This window comes from Binatus sp. (SeqCode) (assembly GCF_036522015.1).
In the GTDB taxonomy this organism is placed as follows: Bacteria; Desulfobacterota; Binatia; order Binatales; family Binataceae; genus Binatus.
On record NZ_DATDGQ010000198.1, the window covers coordinates 1 to 26,988 of the forward strand.

30 protein-coding genes are annotated in these 26,988 nt (G+C 61.0%); 7 read left to right on the forward strand and 23 right to left on the reverse strand.

Features of this window, described 5'->3' with window-relative positions; translation table 11 throughout:
• From VIW95_RS08425 to VIW95_RS08455, 7 genes are all read left to right on the forward strand, one after another.
• A partial coding sequence (locus tag VIW95_RS08425; RefSeq protein WP_331585335.1) for a lipopolysaccharide kinase InaA family protein occupies positions 1-807 on the forward strand: 807 nt, incomplete at its 5' end.
• Positions 807-1,499 carry a glycosyltransferase family 2 protein gene (locus VIW95_RS08430; RefSeq protein ID WP_331585337.1) on the forward strand — a complete coding sequence of 231 codons (693 nt, stop codon included), beginning with the start codon at positions 807-809 and terminating at the stop codon, positions 1,497-1,499. The genes VIW95_RS08425 and VIW95_RS08430, both read left to right, overlap by 1 nt.
• Positions 1,500-1,529: 30 nt before the next feature.
• Positions 1,530-2,711 (forward strand): glycosyltransferase family 4 protein, encoded by a 1,182-nt coding sequence (locus VIW95_RS08435; protein WP_331585339.1) that lies wholly within the window; start codon positions 1,530-1,532, stop codon positions 2,709-2,711.
• Positions 2,708-3,583, forward strand: a complete 876-nt coding sequence (locus tag VIW95_RS08440; RefSeq protein WP_331585341.1) for a YicC/YloC family endoribonuclease — start codon at positions 2,708-2,710, stop codon at positions 3,581-3,583. The genes VIW95_RS08435 and VIW95_RS08440 overlap by 4 nt, the downstream gene beginning before the upstream one ends.
• A 40-nt stretch (positions 3,584-3,623) precedes the next feature.
• Entirely contained in the window at positions 3,624-4,259 is a 636-nt protein-coding gene (gmk, locus tag VIW95_RS08445) for a guanylate kinase (RefSeq protein WP_331585343.1), read from the forward strand.
• Positions 4,247-6,469, forward strand: coding sequence for a bifunctional (p)ppGpp synthetase/guanosine-3',5'-bis(diphosphate) 3'-pyrophosphohydrolase (locus VIW95_RS08450; protein ID WP_331585345.1), 2,223 nt, complete (start codon positions 4,247-4,249; stop codon positions 6,467-6,469). Before gmk ends, VIW95_RS08450 begins: the two co-directional genes overlap by 13 nt.
• Positions 6,469-6,852, forward strand: coding sequence for a RidA family protein (locus VIW95_RS08455; protein ID WP_331585347.1), 384 nt, complete (start codon positions 6,469-6,471; stop codon positions 6,850-6,852). The genes VIW95_RS08450 and VIW95_RS08455 overlap by 1 nt, the downstream gene beginning before the upstream one ends.
• An 8-nt stretch (positions 6,853-6,860) precedes the next feature.
• On the opposite strand, the gene VIW95_RS08460 is transcribed toward VIW95_RS08455, so the two are convergent.
• The 23 genes from VIW95_RS08460 to VIW95_RS08570 all read right to left on the reverse strand — a co-directional run.
• Entirely contained in the window at positions 6,861-7,589 is a 729-nt protein-coding gene (locus VIW95_RS08460; RefSeq protein ID WP_331585349.1) for a lipopolysaccharide kinase InaA family protein, read from the reverse strand.
• A 14-nt stretch (positions 7,590-7,603) separates the two neighbouring features.
• Complete coding sequence (locus VIW95_RS08465; RefSeq protein WP_331585351.1) at positions 7,604-8,788, reverse strand: glycosyltransferase family 87 protein; 1,185 nt, start codon at positions 8,786-8,788, stop codon at positions 7,604-7,606.
• A gap of 42 nt (positions 8,789-8,830) precedes the next feature.
• Positions 8,831-9,001 carry a Trm112 family protein gene (locus VIW95_RS08470; protein ID WP_331585353.1) on the reverse strand — a complete coding sequence of 57 codons (171 nt, stop codon included), beginning with the start codon at positions 8,999-9,001 and terminating at the stop codon, positions 8,831-8,833.
• Between the two features lie 33 nt (positions 9,002-9,034).
• The gene (lpxK, locus tag VIW95_RS08475) at positions 9,035-10,153 is read right to left on the reverse strand and encodes a tetraacyldisaccharide 4'-kinase (protein WP_331585355.1); all 1,119 of its coding nucleotides are present in this window, start codon (positions 10,151-10,153) and stop codon (positions 9,035-9,037) included.
• A 3-nt stretch (positions 10,154-10,156) separates the two neighbouring features.
• Positions 10,157-11,446, reverse strand: a complete 1,290-nt coding sequence (locus VIW95_RS08480) for a 3-deoxy-D-manno-octulosonic acid transferase (protein ID WP_331585357.1) — start codon at positions 11,444-11,446, stop codon at positions 10,157-10,159.
• A 31-nt stretch (positions 11,447-11,477) separates the two neighbouring features.
• Positions 11,478-13,271 carry an ABC transporter ATP-binding protein gene (locus VIW95_RS08485; RefSeq protein WP_331585359.1) on the reverse strand — a complete coding sequence of 598 codons (1,794 nt, stop codon included), beginning with the start codon at positions 13,269-13,271 and terminating at the stop codon, positions 11,478-11,480.
• Entirely contained in the window at positions 13,268-14,470 is a 1,203-nt protein-coding gene (gene lpxB, locus VIW95_RS08490; protein ID WP_331585361.1) for a lipid-A-disaccharide synthase, read from the reverse strand. The genes VIW95_RS08485 and lpxB overlap by 4 nt, the downstream gene beginning before the upstream one ends.
• Before the next feature lie 54 nt (positions 14,471-14,524).
• Complete coding sequence (locus VIW95_RS08495; protein WP_331585364.1) at positions 14,525-14,989, reverse strand: CYCXC family (seleno)protein; 465 nt, start codon at positions 14,987-14,989, stop codon at positions 14,525-14,527.
• Entirely contained in the window at positions 14,986-15,591 is a 606-nt protein-coding gene (locus VIW95_RS08500) for an SCO family protein (protein WP_331585366.1), read from the reverse strand. Before VIW95_RS08500 ends, VIW95_RS08495 begins: the two co-directional genes overlap by 4 nt.
• 54 nt (positions 15,592-15,645) lie before the next feature.
• Positions 15,646-16,509, reverse strand: coding sequence for a CopD family protein (locus tag VIW95_RS08505; RefSeq protein ID WP_331585368.1), 864 nt, complete (start codon positions 16,507-16,509; stop codon positions 15,646-15,648).
• Complete coding sequence (locus VIW95_RS08510; protein ID WP_331585370.1) at positions 16,506-16,886, reverse strand: copper resistance CopC family protein; 381 nt, start codon at positions 16,884-16,886, stop codon at positions 16,506-16,508. Before VIW95_RS08510 ends, VIW95_RS08505 begins: the two co-directional genes overlap by 4 nt.
• A complete protein-coding gene (locus tag VIW95_RS08515) occupies positions 16,883-17,779 on the reverse strand; it encodes a hypothetical protein (protein ID WP_331585372.1) in 897 nt (298 codons plus the stop codon). Before VIW95_RS08515 ends, VIW95_RS08510 begins: the two co-directional genes overlap by 4 nt.
• 120 nt (positions 17,780-17,899) lie before the next feature.
• Complete coding sequence (locus VIW95_RS17685) at positions 17,900-18,220, reverse strand: hypothetical protein (protein WP_331585374.1); 321 nt, start codon at positions 18,218-18,220, stop codon at positions 17,900-17,902.
• Between the two features lies 1 nt (position 18,221).
• On the reverse strand, positions 18,222-18,773 hold the full coding sequence (locus VIW95_RS08525) for an SCO family protein (RefSeq protein ID WP_331585376.1): 552 nt from the start codon (positions 18,771-18,773) through the stop codon (positions 18,222-18,224).
• An 88-nt stretch (positions 18,774-18,861) separates the two neighbouring features.
• The gene (locus VIW95_RS08530) at positions 18,862-19,308 is read right to left on the reverse strand and encodes a Fe-S-containing protein (protein ID WP_331585378.1); all 447 of its coding nucleotides are present in this window, start codon (positions 19,306-19,308) and stop codon (positions 18,862-18,864) included.
• 35 nt (positions 19,309-19,343) lie between these two features.
• On the reverse strand, positions 19,344-20,294 hold the full coding sequence (locus tag VIW95_RS08535; protein WP_331585380.1) for a Gfo/Idh/MocA family oxidoreductase: 951 nt from the start codon (positions 20,292-20,294) through the stop codon (positions 19,344-19,346).
• Positions 20,287-21,114, reverse strand: coding sequence for an LpxI family protein (locus tag VIW95_RS08540; RefSeq protein ID WP_331585382.1), 828 nt, complete (start codon positions 21,112-21,114; stop codon positions 20,287-20,289). The genes VIW95_RS08535 and VIW95_RS08540 overlap by 8 nt, the downstream gene beginning before the upstream one ends.
• On the reverse strand, positions 21,095-21,922 hold the full coding sequence (gene lpxA / locus VIW95_RS08545; RefSeq protein ID WP_331585393.1) for an acyl-ACP--UDP-N-acetylglucosamine O-acyltransferase: 828 nt from the start codon (positions 21,920-21,922) through the stop codon (positions 21,095-21,097). Before lpxA ends, VIW95_RS08540 begins: the two co-directional genes overlap by 20 nt.
• The gene (fabZ, locus tag VIW95_RS08550; RefSeq protein ID WP_331585384.1) at positions 21,886-22,347 is read right to left on the reverse strand and encodes a 3-hydroxyacyl-ACP dehydratase FabZ; all 462 of its coding nucleotides are present in this window, start codon (positions 22,345-22,347) and stop codon (positions 21,886-21,888) included. Before fabZ ends, lpxA begins: the two co-directional genes overlap by 37 nt.
• Before the next feature lie 32 nt (positions 22,348-22,379).
• Positions 22,380-23,033 carry an OmpH family outer membrane protein gene (locus tag VIW95_RS08555; protein ID WP_331585386.1) on the reverse strand — a complete coding sequence of 218 codons (654 nt, stop codon included), beginning with the start codon at positions 23,031-23,033 and terminating at the stop codon, positions 22,380-22,382.
• A gap of 201 nt (positions 23,034-23,234) precedes the next feature.
• Positions 23,235-25,589: an outer membrane protein assembly factor BamA gene (gene bamA, locus VIW95_RS08560; RefSeq protein ID WP_331585388.1), complete on the reverse strand. Its 2,355-nt coding sequence runs from the start codon at positions 25,587-25,589 to the stop codon at positions 23,235-23,237.
• Positions 25,590-25,852: 263 nt separating this feature from the next.
• Positions 25,853-26,587, reverse strand: a complete 735-nt coding sequence (locus VIW95_RS08565; RefSeq protein ID WP_331585390.1) for an ABC transporter ATP-binding protein — start codon at positions 26,585-26,587, stop codon at positions 25,853-25,855.
• Positions 26,580-26,988: FtsX-like permease family protein (locus VIW95_RS08570; protein WP_331585392.1), on the reverse strand; the 409-nt coding region annotated here is incomplete at its 5' end. The genes VIW95_RS08570 and VIW95_RS08565, both read right to left, overlap by 8 nt.

The following is a 26,988-nucleotide window of genomic DNA, read 5'->3' on the forward strand; positions in this document are numbered from 1 at the left end:
ATTCCTGGTTACGACGCGCGATTTTCGGAGGAGCTGCGCGAGAATTTGATCGATTCCGCATTCGGCGCAATCGACGGCGTCCTCGCGAGCCGGGTCCGCCGCTCGCGTCATGCCGAGACGTGGTTCGCGCAGATGAGTCAGGCCGGCGGCCCGCCGGCCTATTTCAAAGTGCTCGACCCGATCAGCGGGTTGAATCGAATCAAGCGGCTATTCAAGCGCCGGCGTATGGCGCACGTTGCATCGATCACCGAGCATCTGCGCGCCGACGGCATCGGGGTACCGGAGATTCTTTTGCTGGGCACCGAGCGCCGCGGCGGGCGCGAGATCATCGTGACTGCGCGGGTCGAGGGCTTCAATGTTGTACGTCATTTGAAGCGCGCGACGCTTAAGTCCCGTCGGGTTGTGTTGCGCACGCTCGGGGCGGAGATCGCGCGGCTGCATCGCGCGGGATACATTCACGGCGACCTGACGCCGTACAACATTTATGTTACGGGACTCGAGCCGCCGCAATTTGTTTTCATCGATCATGAACGGACGCGACACACGATTCTGAGCCGCTTCGAGCGGCCGCGGTTGCGCAATCTCGTACAACTGGGACATCTCGAAGTCGACGGCGTTACGAATACTGATCGGATGCGCGTGTGGAGCGGCTACTGCGCCGCGTTTTCCGCGCGACGGCGGCGGGCGGAACGACGCCGGGTTGCCGCGATGCTCGCGGCCAGAATCGCGCTCGAACGCAGCGACGCCGCGGTGGCGGCGCGCAGGTCGTCATCGCTCGGCCGGCGTTCGGAGGCTAGTGGGAGCTGATGGCGGAGCGGACGAAAATTTCCGTAGTGATTCCGGTTTACAACGAAGCCGCGACGATCGGCCGCGTGATCGAGCGGGTACTGGATTGCGGTTTCGACCCCGAGATCATCGTCGTCGACGACGCATCGACCGACGGCACCGCGAAGTTTCTGCGCGAGTTCAGCCATCCGCAGGTTCAATGCTTTTTTCACAGCCTCAATCGCGGAAAGGGCGCGGCACTGCGGCTTGGTTTTGCAGCAGCGAAAAATCCGTACGTCTTCGTGCAGGACGCTGACCTCGAATACGATCCGCGCGATTATGCGGCGATGATCGGGCCGCTGCTCGACGGCCGCGCCGACATGGTTTACGGGTCGCGCTTTCTATCCGGGCCGCATCGCGTCATGTTTTTCTGGCACTACGTGGCGAATCGCGCGGTGACGCTGCTCTCCGACATGATCAGCGATCTCAATTTGACCGACATGGAAACCGGGATGAAGGGATTCGTGCGCGAGAAGTTGACGACGCTGAAACTCAATGCCAACCGCTTCACCTTCGAGCCCGAGATAACCGCCAAGGCAGCGCGCGCACGATGGCGAATCTACGAAGTGCCGGTGTCATACTCGGGGCGGACCTACGAAGAGGGCAAGAAGATCGGCGTTCGCGACGCACTGACGGCGGTATGCGCAATCCTGTACTACAGATTTTTCGATTGATGCGACCCGAACTGTATGATGACGCAGACTGTGCAACATGATGACCCCAACCAGGTGACTGCCGATAGCAAAGCGGCTGAGGCTCAGACGTTGAGCGTCGCGGGGGTCGATCCCGAGCTTGGTTTCGCCGGGGGAGAGACACAAGTGCTCGGACTGACGCTTGCGCTGGCGGCAGGCGGGCATCGCGCGGAGTTGATCTGCGATCCCGCGGGACGGTTGTGGGAGCGGGCGCTGGACGCGGGCATCAGGTGTCATCCGATTCGCATCCGAAACGCGATTGACCTGGCGGCCGGCGTCAAGCTGCGCGCGATCCTAAAACGCGAGCGCTACGATGTCGTTCATTTTCATACCTCGCGCGCGCATTCGATGGCGCCGTTGGCGCGCGGCTTCGGGAGCACGCTGGTGGTGACGCGGCGGATGGACTACAGGCCCAATCGCGTGTTTGCGCCATACCTGTTCAATCGCGCGGTCGATGGCGTGGTGGCGATTTCCGCCGGCGTTGCCGATTCGCTGGCGGCCGCCGGCGTCGATCGGCAGCGCGTCACGGTTGTGCATAGTGGAGTTGATTGCGAGCGCTTCCGGCCGCCGACTTCTCAGGAACGCGCCGAGGCACGCGGCGCGCTCGGAATATCCGACGATGAGATCGTGATATCGGCGGTGGGCGCGCTCGAGCAGCGCAAGGGCCATCGCTATCTCATCGAAGCCATCGGAACGCTCGCGGCAACGATGAAGTCCGCGAAGGTGAGGTGTTTCATCGCAGGTCAGGGTTCCATTCACGGAATACTCCAACGCGAAATCGCGGTAGTCAGATGCACCGAGCGCATCAAGCTGCTCGGCAGAGTCGATGATCCGCGCGAAATTCTGTGGGCGTCAGACTTGTTCGCGATGCCCTCGCTGAAGGAGGGGCTTGGCGTAGCGGCTCTGGAAGCCACGGCGAGCGGTCTGCCGATGATCGCGAGCGATGTTGGCGGGCTGCGTGAAGTGGTGGAAGATGGCCGCAGCGGAATGGTCGTGCCGCCGGCGAATGCCGGAGCAATTGCGTCGGCGTTTGGACGATTGGCGGATTCGGCCGAGTTGAGATCTCAGATGGGCGCGGCGGCGCGCGCTCGCGCCCTGGAAAATTACTCGATGGAAACGATGGCGTCGCAGACGCTCGCGCTTTATCGCGCGTGTGTGAGAAAAACACGGGAAGAGAGGGGCGGAGTCGCATGAAAAGCATGACCGGATTCGGCAGGGCTATCGCCGAGCAGAACGGCACTCGAGTGATTGCCGAAGTGCGCTCGCTCAACCAGAGATTTTTTGAACTCAAGCTGGCGGTGCCGCGCGGATGGGGCGAGCACGAGGCGGAGATTCGCAAGACGGTGCAGAGTGTCGTGGCGCGCGGGCGCGTCGAGATTTTTATCAAATCAGTTGCGCTGAAGCCGCCGCCGGTCAGGCTCGAAGTGAACGACCGGCTGGCAAACCTGTACGTCGCCGAGCTGCGGCGTCTCGGCAAGCAGCTTCATCTCAACGGCAATCCGGAAATTGGATCGATCCTGAATCGGCCGGAGATTTTTCACGTCGTCGAGGAAGAGCTCGACTCGGGAGCGGCGTTCAAGCTTGGACAGAAGGCGCTGGTGCGCGCGTTGAAAGCGCTGGAGGCAGAACGCGTGCGCGAGGGCCGCAGCCTGCACAACGATTTTGCTGCGCGGGTCAGCACTATCGAAGCGGCAGTGCCGAAGATCGAAAAGCTGGCCGAGCAATCGCGGGCCGAAATAATGGACAACTTCCACAAGCGCATTCGCGAGCTGCTCGAAGAGTTGCCGGTGAACGAGAAACGCCTCTATGAGGAAGCGTCGTCGGCGTCGCAGCACGGCGATATCAGCGAAGAGATCACGCGCCTGCGCACGCATCTCGAGGGTCTCAAGGCGATCCTCAAACGCAAGGGACAGGTCGGGAAGTCGATCGAATTTCTGCTCCAGGAAATCAACCGCGAAGTGAATACGATGGGTTCGAAGTCGCAGAACGCGGCGTTATCTCAAGTAACGGTTGAAGTTAAGGCGGAGGCGGAGAAAATGCGTGAGCAGGTCCAGAACGTCGAATAGGATATAATAGAAGGGCCTTTGCACCCCATTTGTGGCTTCGATGCCGTTGAAATCAGATGATTCTTTGCCGCCAAGACGCGGTATAATCTTCATTCTCTCGGCGCCTTCGGGCGCGGGCAAGACGACGATCTATCGCGCTGCGCTCAAGGCGATCGCGGGTTTGGAATTTTCGATATCATTGACCACGCGCGCGCCGCGAGAAGGCGAGGCAGACGGGATCGATTACAGCTTCGTGAGCCAAGAGGAATTCAAACGCAGGCAATCGTCCGGCGAGCTGGCCGAATGGGCGCGTGTGTTTGAATCATCGTACGGCACGCCCCGCGCACCGCTCGATGCCGCGGTCGCATCGGGCCGCGACATCCTGCTCGACATCGACATCCAGGGCGCGCGGCAGATTCGGGCAGAGTATCCGGTCGATTCGGTTTCGATTTTTGCTCTGACGCCGACCTTCGAAGAACTTGCCGGGCGTTTGCGCGGCCGTGCTACCGAGGACGAGTCGAAAATCAAGCACCGGCTTCAGAAGGCCCGCGAGGAAGCACAGGCCTATCCCGAATACGACTACCTGATCGTCAACGCCGAGATACCCAAATCGGTTGCGCGGCTTGAAACGATCGTAAACGCGGAGCGGCTGAGAGTCAGCCGGCTGCACGGCGAATTCGCGCCATGGAAGAGTTAGCGCAGAGTAGTACTTCCGACGAACTCGCCGGCCTCATCGGGCGGGTGCGGACCTACAATCCGCAGGCCGACATCGGGCTTATCCGGCGCGCCTACGACTACTCGGCGCGGATGCATCTCGATCAGAAACGCGAATCGGGCGAGCCCTACGTCACGCACCCGCTTAACGTCGCCATGATTATCGCGCAGCTCAAGCTCGACGTGCCGTCGATCGTCACCGGCCTGCTGCATGATGTCGTCGAGGATACTCACGCGTCGCTGGCGGAGGTGCAGACGAGTTTCGGCCCCGAGGTCGCACAGCTCGTCGATGGCGTGACCAAGGTATCAAAGATCACGTTCCAGAGCCGTGAGGAAAAGCAGGCCGAGAATTTCCGCAAGATGATCATCGCGATGGCGAATGACATCCGCGTCGTGTTGATCAAGCTCGCCGATCGGCTGCACAACATGCGCACGCTCGACCATCTGTCCGCTGACCGGCAACAGGAGATCGCGCGCGAGACGATGGAAATCTACGCGCCGATCGCACATCGCCTCGGTATTTATTGGTTGAAATCGGAGCTCGAGGACCTGTCGTTTCGCTATCTGAATTCAAGCGCGTACCAGACGCTGAAGGCCTTCGTCGCGGCGAAGCGCAAAGAGCGCGAGGAGTACATCGCCAACGTCATCGAGATTTTGTCGCGTCGGATGTCCGACAGCGGAGTGACGGCCGAGGTCACGGGCCGGCCGAAACATTTTTTTTCGATTCACTCGAAGATGCAGGAGCTGGGGCTCAGCTTCGAGGAGATTTACGACCTGGTCGCGTTCCGCATCATCGTGGACACGGTGCGCGAATGTTACGAAGCGCTGGGCGTCGTGCACGCGAACTGGAAGCCGGTGCCGGGGCGCTTCAAGGACTACATCGCGCTGCCCAAGGCCAACATGTATCAGTCGCTGCACACCACCGTGATCGGCCCGCGCGGGCAGCGGATGGAAGTGCAGATTCGCACGCGCGAGATGCACAAGGTGGCCGAGGAAGGAATCGCGGCACACTGGAGCTACAAGGACGGCAACTCGAAGGATCTCAAGGAAAAGGATACGGAGCGCTTTGCATGGCTGCGACGACTGATCGAGTGGCAGCAGAATCTCAAAGACCCGCAGGAATTTCTTTCGACCGTCAAGGACGATTTGTTTCCCGAGGAAGTTTTCGTCTTCACGCCCAAGGGCGACGTGTTCGATTTTCCGCTCGGCTCGACCGTGATCGACTTCGCGTATCGGATTCATTCGCAGGTCGGCAATCATCTGGCCGGTGCGCGCGTCAACGGGCGCATGGTGCCGCTGCGCTACCGGCTTCGGTCGGGCGATACGGTCGAAGTGCTCACGTCAGAGAAACAGGTGCCCGGCAAGGATTGGACGAACTATGCGGCGACCGCGCGCGCGAAGTCGCGCATCCGTCAGTGGCTGCGCAATCAACAAGCGGAACGCTCGCGCGACCTTGGAATATCGCTGATCGATCGCGAGCTCGAACCGGTGAAGCTCAGCGTCACGCAGATCAGATCTAACAAGCGGCTCGACGGAGTTCTCGAAGAATTTTCGCAGCGCGACGTCGACGGCCTGCTCGCAGCAGTCGGCTACGGAATAATCACGCCGGCCCAATTGCTCGGGAAGCTGCTGACGCCGGACGAGCTGAAGATCTATCGTCCCGAGAAACCGCCAACGCCGTTGGGGCCCGCGCAGCGGGAACGCGCTGCGAAGGAAGCGCGCAAGTCGGCCAGCGGCGCGGTCGTGGTTTCGGGCGTCGGCGACATGCTGGTGCGCTTCGCGAAGTGCTGCAACCCGCTGCCGGGCGAGGCGATCACCGGCTTTATCACGCGCGGACGCGGCGTCACTGTTCACGTCGCGGGATGCCCGCATGCGCTCAACACCGATCCGCAGAGGCGCGTGCCCGTGGTGTGGAAGGATGGCGAGGAAGCGCCGCGCCCGATTCGGCTCGAAGTGCTATGTGCCGATCAGCCGGGCCTGCTCGCCGCGATGACCAAGGCGATCGCGTCGGCGGGCGTCAACATATCGACAGCCGAAGTGAAGACGCACGGCGCTGATGGGCGCGCGCTGGCGGTCTTCGAGGTGAGCGTCGGCAGCGCGCGTCAATTGAACAACCTGATGAACTCGATCGGCTCGATTGACGGCGTGATGCGAGTGTCGCGCCTCGGCCAGCACAATGGCGGTCGCTATTGATGAAGACTTCGATTCATACCCGGAATGCGCCGGCTGCGATTGGTCCGTATTCGCAGGCAGTCGAGCAAAACGGATTTGTCTTCTGCTCGGGACAAATTGCGCTCGATCCGGCGTCGGGCGTTCTGGTCGAAGGCGGGATAGAATTCGAGACTCGGCGCGTATTGCAGAATCTGGGCGAGGTGCTTGCCGCTGCCGGTCTGGATTTCATCGATGTGGTCAAGACCACGATCTTCATGATCGATCTGGCCGAGTTTGAAATCGTGAATCGAATATACGGAGAGCACTTCGAACCGCCGTATCCGGCGCGTTCGACGGTGCAAGTGTCGGCGCTGCCACGCAAAGCAAGAATCGAGATCGACGCGATCGCGTTGAAGCGCGACTGATTCCCAAATCATTCCAGATTCAGAATCGACAGCGCGGCTGCATCGAGAATTTTCCCCGATGGATCGAGCTTGCGCGCCGACCGAGTCAGGCGCGCCGCATTTGCCCGACGCATCGCAGACGACAGGGGTGCGTCAAAGAGCCGCGACTTGTCGAGGTCGATGATGATCACAGTGAAACTCTCCTGCACCCGGGTGACGAGCAGGTTGTGCAGATTCAGATCCGCATGAAAGAGCCCCTTGTCGTGCATCGTTTCCATCGCGGCGCGCGCCTGACCAAGAACGTGGCTGCGAACTGTCGAATCGTCGTCGGTCTTCAAAAACTCCCACAGCGTCATTCCGCGCACCGCGCGAGTCAGAAAAAATCCGCGATAGAGCGCGGGACCGATCCATTCGACCATCGCGCCCATTGGTTCCGCCACTGGAATTCCGCGGCGCATCGCTTCGATCGTCACCGCCAGTTCAGTCAGCGGACGCGGCGTGATGCCGGTGTAAATGTCACTGAGGATCGATGCGATCAGTCCGCCGCGGCGTCCGCGTCGCGCGAACAACTCGGTGCCCTCGGCGAGGGTCAACCGAAATGCGCTCTGGCGATTGCCCGCGCCCGCTTCCACGGCCGATGCCAACTCGCCGAGCTTCAGCATGATCGGCGCGGCTTGTGAGGCGATGTCGCGATGGATCACGAGTTCACGGCGCCCAATGGTGAACGTGGAGAAGTTCGGGTCGGAGCGCCACTTCATTTGCGAGGGCGGTCTCACGCCTGGGCAGCCTCACTGGTTAGCCAGAGTGCGAATACGGCGGCAAGCGCGAACAACGATGAAAAGAAATGCGCCGAGTAAAAGAGAGCGACGCGATTCAAATAGTTTCCGGTCGCGAGATTGAGCGCCACCGAAAGCGCGAACAGCGTCCACACTATCTTCGGCGCGCTTTTGTTTTCTGCGCGATCCGTCAATAGCGCGGCGGTCAGAGCCATGTACGGGACAAGCATTGCGGCGTAATAGCTCTTCCACGAAATCGGCGCGAACGACGGCATCAGGCAAAAGAATCCGCAGAGAGCGAGGCGACTCACGAATTTTTCGCGATGGCCGCTCTTCCAGTCCCAAAGCGATACTGCTGCGACAAGCACAATCTCAAGTCCCATCCCGAAAATCGTGGCGGTGGCCGACGTTTCCGCGTCGGCACCCACGCGAAGACTCATCAGGCGCGCGACTGCCGATACAGCCGACTGGTTCGTGAGCATCGTACGATACCGGTTCGTCATCGAGGCGATCGCGGTCGCGTACCCGCCGGTTTGATCGATCCATCCGCGCGGCCCGAAAATCACGATCGGCAACACGATCAGCGCGAGTCCCGCTATGACAGCCCATCCGAGGGCGGCGAATCGTCGGCGAATCGCAAGATGAAGCGCGGCCAGTATCGCGAATGGCTTGATAAGTATCGCCGCCGCGAGCATCAGGCCCGACCGCGCATCGTGAGTTTCGTCAGAGAAGATGATCGCCCAAACGACGAGCGCGAGAGTCGGGAGATTTATCTGGCCGTGATCGAAATTGTTGTCGATGAACCGAAATGACAGCAACACCGGAACGATGATAAGCGCGGCCGGGAGTTGTCGCTCGCGGCCGAACAGGACCACTCCGGCGCCCAGAATCAGTTCGACCAGTGAAAACGCGTTGATCGCGAAGAAAACAAATTGCGCCAGGTGGCGTGGCAGCGCCGCGAGGGGTGCGAACCCGATCGCAAAGATCGGTGCGTAGAGAAAACGGCCGGAATCGTCAGGTGGATAGATCGCGTGGCCGTGAAGTACACGATGTCCCGCGAGATAGTAAACGTTGAAGTCGCCCTGCGCACGAAGTGTTGCCGAGATGCCGAGGCCGACAAGGTAGATGGCGATCGCGAGCCACGCGAGTTGCCGGGCGCGGTTCGCGTCGAGCGTTTTCATTTTCCGCTGCGAAAGGCGGACTGGCCGCGCGACGCGGCGAGGTCACGCGATCGGTTTGGCTTCCTCGATCAGCATGATCGGAATGTCATCGCGCACCGGGTACTCGAGTCTGCAAGCGTTGCAGACCAGCCCGTCCTGCTGGTCGTTGAGATGCAGGTCGCCCTTGCATTTCGGGCACGCCAGGACGTCGAGCAGTTCCTGACTCAGCGCCATCGCCGAAATCCTCCACGAACTTTATTTCTTCTGCTATGCATCCGCCGCTCTCGGCGCCGTCATGCGCCCCATTATCAACTCGTCGAGCACGCGCGTATCAGCCGCGTCCATCGTCACTTCGAGCTTGAGAGCGTATAGCGAATCGCGCGGGAACGGAAACCGCTCGAGCTTGACGAGGTCCTTCTCGGTCGTGACGACCAGGTCGGTGTCGCGCATCGCGTTCATCACAGCCTGCCTGTCAGCGTTGGTGTAGGCGTGATGGTCCGGATATTCAAGAACGCCGATCAGATCCGCGTCGAGTTCGCGCAGCATCGCGTAGAACGCGCTCGGATCCGCCAGACCGCTCACGGCCAGCACTCGACGTCCCCCCAGTCCCAGCGGAGTTTCTCTCCATGCGCCATTGTCGATTACCACGAGCGCGCGCGGTCGCACCGACGCGTGAAGTACATTGCGCGCAGTCAGTTTCTTCATCTGCGACGGTCGAATTGCCGACGCCCCAGTACCGGAGCTCATCACGACGATCGCGTCGGCGCGCCCGACTGCGCGGAGCGATTCGCGCATCGGCCCTGCCGGCAGCATCCAGCCATTGCCAAAGCCCCGCTCGTTGCTGACCAGCACGAGATCGACGTCGCGATTCAGGCGCACGTGCTGAAAGGCGTCGTCCATGATCACCGCGTCGAGGGGACCGAGTTTGCTCAGCAGTTCGATTCCGTCGAGGCGCCGCCGCGCAACCGCGATCGGACCGGTGAACGACTTCGCCATCATCGCGGGTTCGTCACCCGCCTCTTCGGGCGAAACTTTCAACGTGCCACCATCAGCTATAAGTTCGGCGCGCGCTTTCGATCGCGCGCGACGATAGCCGCGGCTGACTATGCCCACACGCAGGCCGTGGCTCTGCAAGCGCCTGGCGAGAAACACGGTGAACGGAGTCTTGCCGGTTCCGCCGACGGTCAGATTGCCGACGCTTACTGTCAGCACTGGAGCTCGCCGGCTCATCAGCTTCCAATACAGATGACGGGCGCTAACGCCGACTCGGTAGAATCCTGCCGCAGCCGCGAGTCCCATCCACGCCGGAAGAAGCCGCGCCGGAAGATCACGCTGCCACAATCGCTCGATTCGTGGACGACTCGGACTCGGCTCGTTAATGAGCATCGGTCAGCCGAGATTAATGAGCGCTACGAGTTGCTTCAAGGCGAACTGCGCAGCGCCGGCCACTCTACTGACGGATGCATGCGCATCGCGGCCCGCCTGCTGTCGCGCGGCATCGTCGCCGAGCCACTTCGAGGCTTCGCTAACTATGTCGGCGGAGTTCTTTACGATTCGCGCGCCACCCGAACGGACAATCGACGACACCATCTCCTGTTGGTTCTCGTGATACGGACCGATCAACACCGGGACATCGACCGACGCGGGCTCGGCTGGATTTTGACCGCCGCGTCCCGGCGCGAGGCTGCCGCCGACAAACGCAATCGTGCACCGACGATAGAAGCAGCGCAGCTCGCCCATAGTGTCGAGGATCAAAACGTCAGCGTCGCGCGCCGCGTTTTGTAAATTGAGTTCCGACGCTTTCACGTAGTCGAGCGAGGCCGCGCGCAGCGCGTTTTCGACTTCATGCGTGCGCTCGAGATGACGCGGCGCAATCGTCAATGCGAGTTGCGGAAAGTCCCTGCGCAGTTCGCGGTATGCGTCCGCGATCACGGCGTCCTCGCCGGGAGCGGTCGATCCCGCAATAAAAATTTTTCGGCCGGATGCGAACCCCAGCAGCTCGGGACGAATCGGCTCTTGATTCGCCGCAGCCCCCTGCGCCGCTCCGATCTTGGTGTTGCCAGTTACGACAATCCTCGCCGGCAGATCGAACCTGGCGTAGCGCCGGGCGTCCTCCCTGGTCTGCGTCATGATCAGGTCTGCTTGGCCGAGCGCATCTCGAAACAGGCCGCGCGCGCGCATATAACGGCGCATCGAACGTTCCGAAATGCGGCCGTTGACCACGGCGATCGTCGCACCCGCGCGCGCCGATTCGCGAAAGTAGTTCGGCCAGATTTCAGTCTCGGTGATCAGCACGATGCTCGGCCGTAGATGCTCCAAAAATGATCGCACCGCACGCCGATTGTCGAGCGGCGCAAGCATCCAAGCCGCCGCGCGCGGGATTCGGCGCTCGGCCGCCGCGCGTCCCGTCGCCGTCATCGTGGTGATTACCACGATCGCGCCTGGATAATGTTCGAGCAGACCAATGGCGACCGGCCGAATCGCTTCGACCTCGCCGACCGACGCTGCATGAATCCAGATTCGCGGCGCACCGGCGGTATTCGGAAAATCTCCATGCCCCATGCGCTCGCGATAATCCTGCAGGTTCCCCGGATGCGCGGCAATCAGCGCGAACGGCAGTGCCGGATACCAGAGCAAGTTGTAGATCGCGCTTAGCATCAGAGCTTTGTCGATCGGCACGGATGACGGTCGAACTTACGATCTGAGATTGTCAGTTAACGAGACCGCCGTTACCGGCCAAATCTTCTGGCGACATGAATTGCAGATCGTAGAGCTTTCGATACTCCTGGCCGCGCGCGAACAACTCGTCGTGCGTGCCGTTTTCGACAATCCGGCCGTGAACGACTACGACGATTCGATCCGCTCGGCGTACCGTCGACAGCCGATGCGCGATCACCAGCGTCGTGCGATTTGCCATCAGATGCTCGAGCGCTTCCTGCACCGAGCGTTCAGCGGCGGAGTCGAGCGAGGAGGTCGCTTCGTCGAGGATCAGAATCGGCGCGTCCTTGAGCAGCGCGCGCGCGATCGCGATTCGCTGCCGCTCGCCGCCCGAAATGCGCACACCCAGCTCGCCTACCATCGTGTCGTAGCCGTTGGGCAGGCGCGAGATGAAGTCGTGCGCGTTGGCGAGCTTGGCGGCCGCGATCACGCGCTCGAGTTTTTTGTCGCTGCTGCCGTAAGCGATGTTGGCGCGAATCGTGTCGTCGAACAAAAACGTACTCTGCGTCACCAGGCCGATTTCCGAACGCAACGACTTGAGCTGCAGCTTGCGTACGTCGATTCCATCGACCGTGACGCTTCCTTGCTGCACGTCGTAAAAGCGCGGAATCAAATCGGCCATCGTGGATTTGCCGCCGCCGCTCATCCCGACCAGCGCGACCACCTTGCCGGCGCCGATCTCGAGGTTGATATCGTGCAGCACCCATTCGTCGCCGTACCGGAAACTGACGTTTTCGAACGCGACGCTGTGCGGACCAGCTTGCAGTTCGATTCCGTTGGGATCGTCGGGCACCTCGCTCGGCAAATCCATCATCTCGAAGACGCGCTCGGCCGCCGCGAGCCCCTGCTGAATACTGTTGTTGGTTTTGCCCAACGCTTTGAACGGCCGGTACACGAGAATCATCGTCGTAAAGAATCCGGCAAATTGTCCCAGAGTGCGCGCGCCCGTTTGCAAGGATCCCACCGCCCACCAGACCACCGCGACCACCGCAACCGCACCGAGCGCCTCGATCAGCGGTCCCGTAAACGCCTTGATCCGCGCCACCCGCATGAAGATTCGGAACAGCCGCTTGAGCTCGCGATTGAACCGCGCGCGCTCGTAATCTTCCATCCCGAACGCCTTGACGACGCGATTTCCCTGGAAGGTTTCATGCAGCAGCGACTGCAAGCCGCTCAGCTGCTTTTGCTGATTCTTGGTTTCGCGGCGAACTTTTTTCGAAAGGCTCGCGATCGGCAAAACGATGATAGGGAAGCCGATGAACGCGATGATCGCCAGGCGCCAATCAATCCAGAAGGCCGTCAGCAGCAGCGCGATCAGCGACATGCCATCGCCGAAGATCGAAAAGACGCCGTTACTCAGGCTCGACACCACCAGGCCGGCGTCGCTGATGACTCGCGAAACCATTACGCCCGTCGGCGTGCGATTAAAAAAACTCAGCGACTGGCGTTGCAGGCTCTCGTTCAGGTCGCCGCGGATGTCGACGACCATCTTCTGGGTGATGTAGGAGCTCAGATAGTCGTCGCCGAAGTTGGCAATCGCGCGGAGCAGAAACAAACCGGCCAGCAGTAGCGAATATTCGCGCAGCTTCAAAGCACCATGCGCGTCGAGCTGATGACCAACTTTCAGATTGGTGACCAGGTCAACCACCAGCTTAATTATGAACGGGATTCCCGCGCTGGCCGCCGACAGCACTGCCATCGCCACGCCCAGCAGCAACACGTACGGAAACAGGTATCGGCGGATGTAGCCGAACAGGCGCCATTGCAATGGAGTTAACAGCTTCATGCGGCGATCCTGGACGCGATCATCTCGAGCGCGATCGTCGCGACGCGTCCCGCCGCGCCCGGCGATCCAAGCTTCTCGCGCAATGCCTTCAGCGCGGCCACAGTATCCGCCCGAATCGTGTCGCTCAGCAGCGGCTCGGCGGCCCGCACGAGCTTCTCGGCAGTGACCTCGCGCTGGATCAGTTCCGGCACGATTTGCCGGCCGGCCAGGATATTCGGCATCCCGATGAAATCGACTCCCTTCACCAGCATCCGACCTAGGATATAGGTAAGCGGCGACACTTTGTAGGCGATGACTTCGGGGCATCCGAGGAGCGCGGTCTCGAGCGTGGCGGTCCCCGACGCAACCAGCGCGAGCTCGCTCGCCGCGACCATGTTGTACGTGTCGTTCTCGACAATCCTGATTCCCGCCAGATCTGCGCGTCCCACCTCGGCTAGTTCGGCCTGCGTCAGCGTCGGCGCCAACGCGAGCGCTATTTCAAGATTGTTGTCGCGCGCTACAATCCGCGCCGCCTTGACCATCGGCTCGAGCAGGTAGCGAACTTCGGCGCGGCGGCTGCCCGGCAAAATCGAGATGATTCGCGCGCGCGGCGGGAATCCATGGCGTTTCAGCGTCTCGTCCCGGCTCTGGACTGCGGCGACCCGATCCAGCAGCGGATGCCCGACGAATGAAACGCGCTCGCCCGCGCGATGAAACAGTTCGGCCTCGAACGGCAGGACTACCGCGAGACGGGCCGCGCGATTGACCAGCTTTTCGATTCGGCTGCGCCGCCACGCCCACACCTGCGGCGTAATGTAGTAGAGGACCGGCACTCGATTGCGCCGCGCGGTGCCGGCGAGAATCAGGTTGAACTCCGCATAGTCAATCAGGATCAGCAGGTCCGGCTGCTCGCGCCGGATGATTCGGCGCAGGGCGCGAAACGCGCCAACTGTGCGCCCAATCGTGGACGCCAGTTCCGAGAGCCCCAGCCCATGAATGTCCTCAGTCTTGACGATCGCGCGCACACCGGCCGCGCGCATTTTCTCGCCCGCGATTCCGAACAGCTCGCACGACGGATCGCGCGCGAGAATTTCCCGCGCCAGGTCGCCGCCATGCAGATCGCCCGACGCCTCGCCGGCAACGATCATGATGCGGGCTTTGCGCGCGGTATTTTTCAGGCGCTCATCAGGGACCGGCGGCGCTTCGGCATTTAATGGCATCGCAGCGATTGTGATTGAAAACCTCGCCGCCGCAAATAGCCGCGCGGGTCTGCGTCAATCGTCTTGCGCAAAATTCCTGCGGATCGCATCGCGAATCTGATCGACCGGCGAGCCCTGCTCCGACATCCGCTTCGCCAGCAGCACTTCTCCTGTGCAGATTTCGCACGACGAGGCATGCATGCTGCGATAACAGTCGAGCAGGCTCTGGTGACCTTCTGCTTTGTCACATCCACAATAGCAATGCAGTTGCGCCAGCAATGCCGGATTTTTCTCCGCGTATTTGTACGCTTCTTTAACCGGACCGACGAACTGATTTGGATCGAGCGTCAAGCGCGGCTGCGATCCTTTCGGCACGGCCGCATCCGCCGCCTCTGCCCGTCCCGTGCAACAGCAATGACCCGCGACGCACATTGCGCCGCGCGCGTTGCGATTCACATTGGAACCGCCGAGCATCGGCCACAGGTACGCGAGCGCAATGATCGCAGCAAATGAGGTGCCGAAAACTATTACTCGTCTCATGCTGCACCGCCCTTGTTCAGAGTTTTCTTGATGTCATCGACGATGTCCTGGGCTCTCACGACTTCGCCGTTGTACTCCCGGACCAATCGTCCGTCGGGGCCGATCAACATCATATCAACCAGGTGCCCGACCGAACCATCCGGCTCCACTTGCCGGCTTAGCTTGAAGCCCGACAGCGCCTGGTCGACCTCCGCGGGCCCTCCCGTCAGGAAGTACCACCCCTTTTCATCCGCTCCCTGCTGGCGCGAGTAATCGAGTAGTTGTTTGGGCCCGTCGTGCTCAGGATCGACGCTGATCGAGACGATCGTCACTTTCGAGCCGAGGTCGTTGCCCAATCGCAGCGCGACGTTCGCCAATTTCGCTGTCTCCATCAGGCACGGCCCCGGGCACGACGTGTAGATAAAATCCACCACCAGCGGCTTGCCCTTGAGCGAGCTGAGCGCGACGGCGTTGCCATTCTGATCGACGAGCTTGGCGTCGGTGAGAACGCTCGCCGACTCGCCATTGCCCTGGGTGTCGCGATTGCATCCAGCTGACGCGAGCAGGCTCGACACTATTGACGCGACGATGAAGACAGATCGGAGATTATTCTGAATACTCATATGTATATCTCTTACTAATCTTATTTTACCTAAGTAGTTAGTACCGTACATTACTCAATGCGGCGGTGGTGTATTAGCCAACACCACCGACCATCCGATCACTACAGCCAGCAGCGCGCATTCCACGGCCACATTGCGAATCAGCGATGCACGCGCTGACGATTCTCCCAACGCGCCTACCAGCTGGTATCTGTTGTAGCCGCCAATCAGGATTACCGCCGCCGCCGTGCCGACCTTCCACAATAGCGTACGCCCGTAGATCGAGTTCACCAGCAGATCGGGCTGCAGTCCGAGTGCGTCCCATGCTCTGATGGCGCCGGTCACAACGAGCGCAGCGACTGACCATCCTGCGATCATCGACACTCGCGAGGTCGCCGCTCGCAGCCACTCGGCGTCAGCATGTCCGTACGTTGCGCCTATCAATAGCGAGACCAGCGCCCCGATCCACAAGCCCGCCGCAACCTGATGCGCAAAATGAACCGCGATCGCGAACGCGCCCTTGTCGACCGCGTGGCTCGTGATGCTTTGCTGCGCGAGCAAGGCCGCCGAGATGACGCAGATTGACGCCGTCGCAAATCGGCCGGGCGCGGGAATCCATGCCGCCAGAGCCAGCAGCAGCGCGGTCGCCAGCCTCCACGTCCATACCCGGCCTGCGAATGTTTCGCGCATCACCTGCGGCATCACTGGAATCACTTCTCTGAAGGTCGAGTCCGCCATTCCGGCGGCTATCGACAAAAGCCTCAGTGGCGAAATTACCAGGACTATCAGCGCGAGCACCCGCCAAAGCTTTGCCGGGCCGCTGCCCGATACTGCTCTGTCGCGGGCGTCGCGCGGCGCCACCAACGCAAACGCCGCCGTTCCGAATATCAGCACTTGCGACCCAACCAGCGGCCACGCGAATATTGGCTGCGGAATCACGATCCGCCGTTTGCGACCGAGAAGGTGTACGAACCTTCCGTGTGATGCGTGTCGATGCAAACGACCGCCCACCTGACCGTGTAGTCGCCGGGCTTCAGCGCACCGACCTTGACCGACAACTGACGCCCATCGTCACTGACTTGTGGCGCTCCCACGGCTTGGTTCGTGCCGTCGGCGCCCGCCACTTCCAGCTTGGCGAACAGCTTCTCGATCGGAGCGTCGAAGCCGATCACGACCTCGGACGGAGGCGAAGCGACTTTCTGTCCCGCCGACGGAGTCTCTTTTTCCGGAAACGAATGCGCAATGGCCACTATCGGATTACTCGCTACGATAGTCACTAGCGCAGCTCCGTATATGTACATCCTCGATGTCTTCATTGGCCGGGTCCTCGATTGATCGTCCAGTTGCCCCATTTTGGAAAAAACGAATCATAGAAGATATCGAGCAGTCCGAGTATCGCCGCATGGTTTCCGGCTTTGCTCGCATTGTTGAGCGCGAACTGAGTGCCCAGTTCCACTTCAAAGTGATAGCTGACGTAGGCAAGCCCGGGCGTTGCAAGGATCGTGGGAAAGGTCTGCCCCGATGGCCCCGTTATCAGCTGGTCATAGTTAAATTCGTTGAACAGAAACATGTTGCGCAGCGGCCATTTCAGACCAATGTCCTGAACATTGTTGCTAAGATAGGGCAGCGAGTACTCGATGACTGCGTCTGAAAACATGTGATGAGTGGTCGGTCCGCCGAGCGCCGGCACATAGCCAAAATCGGTCTGAACACCCAACGGTCGCAGGTACTTCAGCACCGGCCAGTTTGGCAGATCGCCCATGCCCTTCTCCCACAGGAAGGTCGGCCCCAGGCTGGTGTGACTCGACGGCTGGATGCCGGTATTGCCGATCGGCAACTGGATTTGCGCTCCGATCGAGGCCAGGAACTCATGCTTCTGCGAATAGAAGAACGCCCACTTCGCGAACATCGTGAGAGCATCGAAGCCATCGAGGTTTTGTCCGTGGAATGGCGACTGATGCTGCCAGGCGCTGCCGCCACCGACACTGAATCGCGGCATGTAGTTGTCATCTATCCACAGCACTTTCTCAATTGAGGACGAGATTGAGTAACTGTTGCCATCGCTACTCTTGACCCATGACGGGCCCAGAATGTCGAATTCGTTGGCCGGCGCGGGATCCTGGGTAATCAGTGGTTCGAGAAATATATAGTCACCCACAACTCCGTGTGCGTACGCCGCGCTCGCGCGCATCGCCAACACTAAAATCAACGCGAAAATTATTTTCCTCCGCATAAGCACCCACGTCGGCCGACTAAGGCCGTATCATGCGCTCGCGAACCAGCGCGTCCCGCGAGCAAGCGTCAATCGCGAAAAAGTGAAATCGCCCTGCTAGCTGAATAGCTTGGGCGGAGGCGGATCGGGAGATTCGGCAAATCTAAATTTCAGAACTGGAACGAATTGAGCAAGTGTTTCATGCGAAAGAATATGCGTCCCGCTGGCCGGACGCGCTGGGCGCGCGATCGGCACCGTGGCCGGCGCGCTGTCCAGCGATTGCAGCGGATGGCAGATGTCCATCGAGATGCTCGGCCCGGAACGATCGGCCATGACGATCAAGCCGATCGACGGCAGACTCGCCATGATCATCACGACCGCCATCGTGGCGGCGAGTTGCCGCACCGAGTGACGATCAAGCATGAGCGAGGTAGCCATCTCAGCCTTTGTTCCGCGCGCGATCTACGTCTTCGACCACCGCGGCCGGACTCACGTCGAGCGCGCTGTACTGCCGAATCTGATGGCCGTCTGGAGCCAGCAGGAATGCCTCGATCGAATGCGTGATCGATCCGTTGCTCTCGCGCGTGCGGCGCAGGTTGAACAAGGCCAGCACCTGGTCGATTTTCGCCGGCGGCCCGGTCAGGAAAATCCAGCCCGGCCCGTCCGCATCATGGCTCTTCGCGTACTTGGCGAGTTCCGCCGGAGTGTCGTGCTCGGGGTCGAGCGAGATCGACACAATCGTGACATCGGCTCCCAGAGCTGGTCCTAGCTGATGCGCGATCGCCGCCATCTTGGCCGTCAGCATCGGGCAGGTCGACGCGCACGAGGTGTAAATGAAATCGATCAGCACCGGCTTGCCCTTCAGCGATGCGAGCGAGACCGCGGCGCCATGCTGATCGATCAGACTCACATCGGGCAGGCAATTATTCCCGTTAGCCGCCGGATAGTCGCCCCTGGCCTCGCGATTGCCGCATGCCGACAGAGTAAGCATAGCCGCCAGACTGACTAATCCCAGAAGGCGGCCATACTGCCTGAAAGTGCGGCTATCAATCATGAACTTGCTATAGCTATTCGGATAGTCAGAAGAGCGCGTGCCCCGCTTCAAGGTCGGTAGCCTTGATATGGACGATTCGAGAATCACCTTCGTGCGCCAGGCTGGCGGGTATGCACGATGCCTTACCCTCGGTCATGTGCGCAATCGGGTAGTGATTTCCGCACACCCGGCAAATCAGTTCGCGACCGACGACCCGGTAACCGCGATGGAACGTGAAGCATTGCCGGCATGCGTCGAACACCGAGCCAACTTTACCGTCGTCGCCGCGCGCGAGGACGAAGCGCAGCCGCTTGCCCGCGCTATCGGTATAGCAGAAAAGCCGCGCGCTGCCGGGACGAAGTTCAGACACGTTGACAGCGACGTCGCCACCGCCGTTCACTGTTGTGCAGTCCGAGGTCGCAGTGAAGAGCAGAAACGCCGCGCCTGCTGCGAGCATCAGACCGCCAAGAATTTTCAGTCTTTTCGAACGCATCGTGAGATCAATGCTGTCGCAGCGTCCCGCAGCCGTCAAGGCGCTACTGAATCCGTCAACATCACTTCCTTGATCCGCTCGGTCAGTTCCATCACCCGCAGTCCGTCGATGGCGCTGACTGCCGGAGTGGACCTGCTGCGAACGGAATCGACGAACGCCAGGACTTCGTCGGCCAGCGGATCGCCTTCGCCAAAATCGATCTGCTCCGCGGAAATTGTCGGGAACTGTGCACCGCGCGCCGGCGGAGTTTTGCGGTACATCTGGATGCTGCGCGCTTCGTAATCGACCGAGATGTACGCGTCGGGCTGGAAGAAGCGAATCTTGCGCTCGCGCCGGGCCGACACGCGGCTGGAGACCAGGTTTGCGATGAGACCGCTCTGGAAGCGGACGCGCGCGTTGGCCAGGTCGATTCGATCGGTGAGGATCGCGACCCCGACCGCCTCCAGCGACGCCACTTCCGACGGCGCCACCGACAGGATCACGTCGAGATCGTGCACCATCAGATCGAGCACCACGTCCACGTCGGTGCCGCGCTCGGTAAACGGCGCGAGTCGATGGCATTCCACAAAGCGCGGATTTTTCACGATCGAATGCAGATGCACGACCGCCGGATTGAAGCGTTCGAGATGGCCAATCTGAAGAATGCGCTTGCTCGCAGACGCCAGCGCGGCCAGCTCGCGCGCTTGCAGCAGCGTCTCCGCCATCGGCTTTTCCAGCAGCACGTCGATGCCGGCCTTCAGCATCGCGGACGCTACCTCATGATGCGTCACACCGGGCGACGCGATCGTCACGAGGTCCACCTTGCCGGCGAGCATCCGATAGTCGCCGAGCGGCGTCGCGCCAACTTCATTCGCCAGCGTTCCCGCCCGGTCGGCGTCGATATCGACAATGTGCGCGAGCTTGATTCCCGCAATTGCGGCGTACTTGCGCGCGTGCAGACTACCCAGCCGGCCCGCGCCGATGACCCCGGCGCGAAGCTCAGCCATTGATTTCCGCATAGCCGTACAAGATTACGTTTTTCGCGCGAGCGAGCTCGAGCGTGCGATCGCGTTCGAGAATCAGCGCGATTCCCGCCTCGATGCCGATCATCGCGGCGCCGATTTCGGCAAGCAATTCCACCGTCGCCGGACCAATCGCAGGGCGATCGAAGCGCATGTCCTGTCCGGGTTTCGCCGCCTTGGCGATCACCAACCCCGCGCCGACGAGCGCGGCTGCGCGGCGCAACGCGGCGTCAGTTCCTTCCAGCGCCTCCACGGCGGCGACCATTCCATCGCGGACAGCGACCATCTGACCGATGTCATAGCTGCCGAGCCGGCGTGAGATCTCAAATGCGAGATCGAGATCGCGGCGTTGGGCGGGGGTAGGCTCGGGACCGGCGCCGACGCCGGCGCGTGCGAGCCAATGCTCGATCATCGGCACGGGATCCACCATTTTGATTCCCTCGTTCTCGACTTCGCGCGCGACGCCGCGCAGCACGGCGTCGTCGCTGAAGCGTCCGATGTTCGCGAGCATCTTAAGTGCGCGCGCGTCGGGCGCGAACGACTCTTTCAGGCGCGCGCGTGAGATGCCGCCGGCCATTGCGGCTTCCGAAACACCGGCGTTATTGAATGCGTCGACTATTTTCTGCAGCTCGCCGACCTTGATCCACGTGACTTCGTCGGCGACCGTGTCGAGTGCCCGATCGCTTTCATTCAGGTGTGCGACGGCGATGACTTTTATTCCGCGCTCGCGTGCGGCGCGCGCCACTTCGAGCGGAAAAACGCCGTTGCCTGCGATGAGCCCGAGCTTATTCACGCTCGCGGCCAACGACTCCGCGCTCCGAGTTGTTTATGAAATCAACCAGCCGCCGCACCTCGGCGAAGTCGCCGTACTCCTCGATCGTTTTCGCGATCGCTTCCTCGCGCAGCATCTTCGAGAAGAACAGCGTGCGAATCGCCGACTTCAGCGCCGCGATCGTCTCGGGCTTGAAGCCGCGCCGCTGCAGGCCGATGTCGTTAACGCCCGCCAGTCGCGCGCGCTCGCTGCCCGCCACCATCGAGTACGGCGGCACGTCCTGCGCGACCTTGGCGCCCGCAGCAACGATCGCGTGGGTGCCGATACGAGTGAACTGATGCACCCCGACCTGGCCCTCGCAAATCGCGTACTCCTCGATCACGCAGTGGCCCGCCAGGCCGGTGGACGCCGCCAGGATCACGTGATCGCCGATGATGCAGTCGTGCGCGACGTGCGCGTAGGTCATCACCAGCGCGTGACTGCCGATTTTCGTGATCATCCCGCCGCCTTCGGTGCCGCGGTGGACGGTCGCAAACTCGCGGATCATGTTGTGGTCGCCGATTTCGACGACCGACGGTTCGCCCTTGAATTTCAGGTCCTGCGGTTCCGCGCCGATCGCCGCGAACTGCCAGATGCGATTGCGCGCGCCAATTGTGGTGTTGCGCTCGATCACGGCGGACGGACCGATCACAGTGCCCGCCCCAATCTTCACGCCCGGCCCGATCACCGCGCCCGCACCGACTTCGACGCTCGTGTCGAGTTCGGCGCGTTTATCGATGACCGCGGAAGAATGAATTCGCCCCGCTATCGAACTTGCTCCTCGACTTCCATCGCGGACAATTCCGCCTCAGCCGCCAGCTCGTCGCCGACGCGCGCCTGCGCATGCATCCGCCACAGCGGACGATGAAATTTCAGAATTTTTACTTCCATCCGCAGCTGATCGCCGGGAATTACGCGACGCCGAAAGCGCACTTTGTCCAGCCCGGTCAGCATGAACAGACGCGTCGGGTCCCCGCCGACTTCGTTGAGCGCGAGGATTGCCGCCGACTGCGCCAGCGCCTCGACTATCAGCACCCCCGGCATCACCGGATGCCCCGGGAAATGTCCGGCGAAGTACGGCTCGTTGAAGGTGACGTTCTTGATCGTTACGACGCGGCCCTTGCCCAGCTCGATGATGCGATCGACGAGCAGGAACGGATAGCGATGGGGCAGCGTCCCCAGCACGCGCTCGAGCTCCGAGACTTTCGTTTCGTGGTCGTCAGCCACTGGGAATTACGTCGCGCACCTTGTCGAACGACCTACTTCGAGATGGTCGACTTCTTGGCCGCCTGCGATCCAAAATCCGACGGCTCCGGCGCGCCCGGCTGCTCGCTCTGGACGCTGGCGGATCTTCCTCCGCCGCCGCCGGCCCCTTCACCGACTGTACCGATCGCCACGTGCATCGCGTTATAGCTGCGGATAACCTGGTCGGTGATGTCGATATTCGGGGCACCCCAGAGGATCGATCCCTTCTCGAATACCATTGTGTAGTTGTCGCGCTCGCCTAGCGTGCGGATGACTTGCGCAAGGTCGTGCACGATTTTCGCGGTAATCTCCTGGTCCTTGGCCTGCAGCTCGTCCTTCGAGTCCTTGTAGTCGCGCTCGAAGTTCTTGAGCTTCTCCATGTACTGATCCTGCAAACTCTGGCGCTGATCCGGGTTCATCAGCATGCCCTTTTTCTCCATCTCATCTTTGAGCGACTGGACCTCGTTTTGCTGCCGCTGCAGACGACCCTCCAGCGTTGTGACCTTGCCCTGGAAATCGGCCTTGGCCCGTTTACCCGCGTCGCACTCGTTCAGCGCCCGCTGCACGTCAACATAGGCGAACTTGAACTCGGCGTGCGCGGGAACTGCCGCAGACGTCACCGCCAGGAACACACCGAACATCGCACCGATGAACAACCGTTGCCTCATACAGCCCGGAAAGCCTCCTGTTGACTGACTACGGAACCAGCAAAGCAGCTTCGCATGCGTACGCCACTCGTTGCCACGTGAAATATACACAATAGTACCCTCGTCGAGCATCAAATCCAGTTGCCAGCGTGATGCTCGTCGTATTGTTTGTCAGGGATTCGCTCGCAGCAGTTCGTGGAGGTTACAGCCCAATCCGCAGAGCTACAATGGCGAGCCGGCGCCGACTTCGAACACCGTGCTCTGGTCGGCCGGCCGCGGGTTGAGCGGAAAAGCGATATCCACCGCCAGCGGCCCGAAGGGCGACTTCCAGCGTACGCCGAATCCAACCGAAGCCTGCAGCTTGGTGATATCGAGCGAATCCTTGAGCCGGAATGATTGGCCCGCGTCGCTGAATACCACGCCGCGAATGCCCAAGCCCGACAGTATCGGGAACGTGATCTCGTTGCTCAGCAGCAATTCCTTGCTGCCGCCGACGTCCTGCACGCTCAGCGGCGTGCCGTTCTGGCTGAAGATCGTCACCTGCGGCCCCAACGAATAGAGCTGATAGCCGCGCACGTCGCCCGGCCCGCCGACTCCGCCCGGGAAGAATCGCTCATACAGCGGCAACTCGCCGCCGGTGCCGCTGTCCAGGTTGGTCCCGATACCGAAGGTGATTCCCTGCGACACCACGAACGTCCCCAGCGTCTGGCTCTTCAGGAACGGGTAGAAATATCTGTAATGCGCGACGCCCTTGATGAACGAGTTGGTGCCGCCGAGTCCGCCGAACTCCATACTGAGACTCGCGACTGTGCCGGTGCGCGGATCGGTCGGGTTGTCCACCGTGAAGCGGCGTATTGTCGGCGTAATTTCGGAGGTCTGCGTGTAACCCCGATAGCGCGCGATTTGGAAAGTCGTGAACTCGTTCAGCCCGGTGATTCCGATGCTCTGAAACGAGTAGCCGAGTCCGGCCGTTATGTCCTTGAGCGAAAACGGACCAAGCTTCTTGAAGCCCAGTTCGGTCAGCGGATAGGTCGTCGACAGGGTGAAGCCCGCCGACGATTGGTTGAAGCTAAGCAGGTATTGCTTGGTGTCGAACAACTTCAGACCTACGCCAAGCGGAATATCCAGGAACCACGGCTCCGTGTAAGCGATACTGTAGTCCTGGAACAGGAATCCGACCTGCGCGTTCGCGATGAGCGATTCGCCGCCGCCGAACAGGTTGGTGTTGCCCAGCGTGAAATTACCGAACAGCGATTGATAGCTGTCGAAACCGCCCGCCACCTGGAACGACGCGGTGTTTGCCTCGGTCACGTTCACGTCAAGATTTATCTTGTCGGGCTGCGACGCCGGCGCGGTCGTGATACGCGTGTCGCTGAAGAATCCCAGCCGTTGCAGCCGCGTCTGCGAGTCCCGGATTTCTTCGGCGCTGTACGGCTCCTGCTCCTGCACCTGGATCTCGCGGCGGATTACCTTGTCCGAGGTTTTCGTGTTGCCGCTGATATTGATGCGATCGATGAGCACTTCGTGCCCCGGATTGATCACGAAGAAAACGTTGACCCGCTTGTTGGCACGGACCAGCTGCGTGTGCGGATCGACGTTGACGTATGCGTAGCCTCGATTCGAGTAGAAGTCCGACAACGCCAGCTGCTGCCGCTGCAACGAGGAGCCCCGGAACAGATCGCCGCTCTTCATCGTCAGCAGTTTGCGCAATTCGCGGCGCGGGAACTTCAGGTTGCCCGTGATATCGATCCTGCCGACCCGGTACGGCGTGCCCTCATCGATGGTTATTAGGATCGTGATATTCCCGCCGCTGCGCTGAACCTGCGGCGGTGCGATCTGCACGTTCAGATATCCGTTGTCGTAGTAAAAAGCCGTCAGCCGATCGACGTCTTCCTGAAGTTTTTTCTGGTCGAGCGCGCCCCATCCGGTGAACCAGCTCAGCAACTTGCTGTAGGTCCGCGTCTCCATGTTGTTCTCCAGCACCGAGGAGGAAAACGCGTGGTTGCCGACGAACTCGATCTTCGTGATCTCGACCTTCGGCCCTTCCACCACGTCAAATTCGCCGAACGCCGTGTTGTCGGGCTGCGGAATCGGCTTGAAGGTGACCTTGGCGTCGGTATAGCCCTTGTCCGCATAAACCGCGGTGATGTTGTTGATGGTCTCCTTGACCGCGATCGGATCGAGGATCACCCCCGGATGTACCTTCATGGCGGCGACTATCTTGTCGTCGTTCGAGCGGATCGCCTTCATCCCGTAGAGCTTGACGTCGGTAATCTGCGGGCGCTCCTGCACGTGATACACCAGTACGGTCTGCCCTCCCCGCTGTACGAGATGCGGAGTGACATTGAGGAAAAACCCGAGCCGGTAAATCGATTTGACATCCGCATCGACGGCCGCCGGATCGTACGGCTGGCCGACCTGCTGCGTGATGTGGATGCGAATCGCGTCCTCTTCGACGCGTTGATTGCCGGTGATCTCTATCTTGGAAATGATCGGCGTCGGTCCCTGCGCGCGCGCGACCGATGCCGCGAGCGTCGCGGCGATCATCACCACGATCAACGCGCTGCGCGCCGGCAATAATCCACAAAACAAACCACGAAGCTTGCAAAATAACGGCGCGCGCGGTGTGCGCGCGTTGAATTTTTCCGATGTCACTCAGACCCACCAAAAACCGCGCCCAAACTAGCCAATCGTCTCCCCCATGTAAACCAAACCCCCGCCAGCCGTTAAATTATTACGAACAGGGCATCACTAAACCGCTCAAAGTAAACTCACTCGCCAGATAAAACTCGATTGTTACCCTTCCCTCGAGGGAAGGAGTTAGGGGTTAAGTTCTTCGCTCAAGCCCGCCGCTCGTCCACCAACTTCCCCTGATGCAACCGCAGCGCGCGGCCGACGCTGCGGGTTAACTGCTCGTTATGCGTGGCGATCACCAGGGTGATTCCCAGCTCGCGATTGAGCTTGTGGAAAAGATCGTGCACTTCAGCCGCCGTATGCGGATCGAGATTGCCGGTCGGCTCGTCTGCCAGCAGCAGCTTGGGCCGCAGCACCACCGCGCGCGCCACCGCGACGCGTTGCTGCTCGCCGCCAGACAGTTCCGCCGGCCGGCGCTGGAGCTTGTCGGCGAGGCCGACGATTTCAAGCATTTCGGTCGCGCGCCGGGTCGCCTCGGCGTCGTCGATACGGCCGATCAGCGCCGGCATCATCACGTTTTCCAGCGCCGTGAAGTCCGCCAGCAGGTAATGGAACTGGAACACGAAGCCAAGCTTCAAGTTGCGAAACTCGGCCAGCGATTTCTGATCGAGCGCGAACAAATCCTCGCCCTCGAAATAAACTTTGCCCGCGGTCGGCTCCTCGAGGCTCCCGATTATATGCAGCAGGGTGGACTTGCCGGTGCCGGATTGCCCCACGATGGCAATTTCCTCGCCCGCCTCGACCTTGAAATCGAGATTGCGCAGCACGCGAATCTCGCGATCGGCGTCGTAAAATGTCTTGTCGAGGCCGCGCACCTCGATTAGACGCCCCTTCGCAGCTTTCGGTTTCGCTTTTGTTGCCGCGCCTCGCGCCTCACTCATAGCGAATCACCTCGACCGGCGAGAGCCTTGCGGCCTGCAATGCGGGGTAAATTGCCGCTGCGAGGCACACCGTGATCGTTGCCACCGCGACCAGCACGAAGTTCCATGGATTGATCAACACCGGCACCGCGCTGACCATGAACATGTCGGCCGGCAGATGAATCAAGTGGTACCTGCCGATCAGGAACACCGTCGCGAGCGCCGCGCTCTCGCCAATCAGCGTGCCGGCAACGCCCAGCGCCGCGCCCTGGGTCAGAAAGATCGACGCCACAGACGCCGCCCGCGCACCCATCGTGCGCACCATTGCGATCTCCTTGCGCCGCTCCATCACCATCATCACCAGCGTCGCAATTATATTGAATGCAGCCACCAGCACGATCAGCAGCAGCACCAGAAAGTAC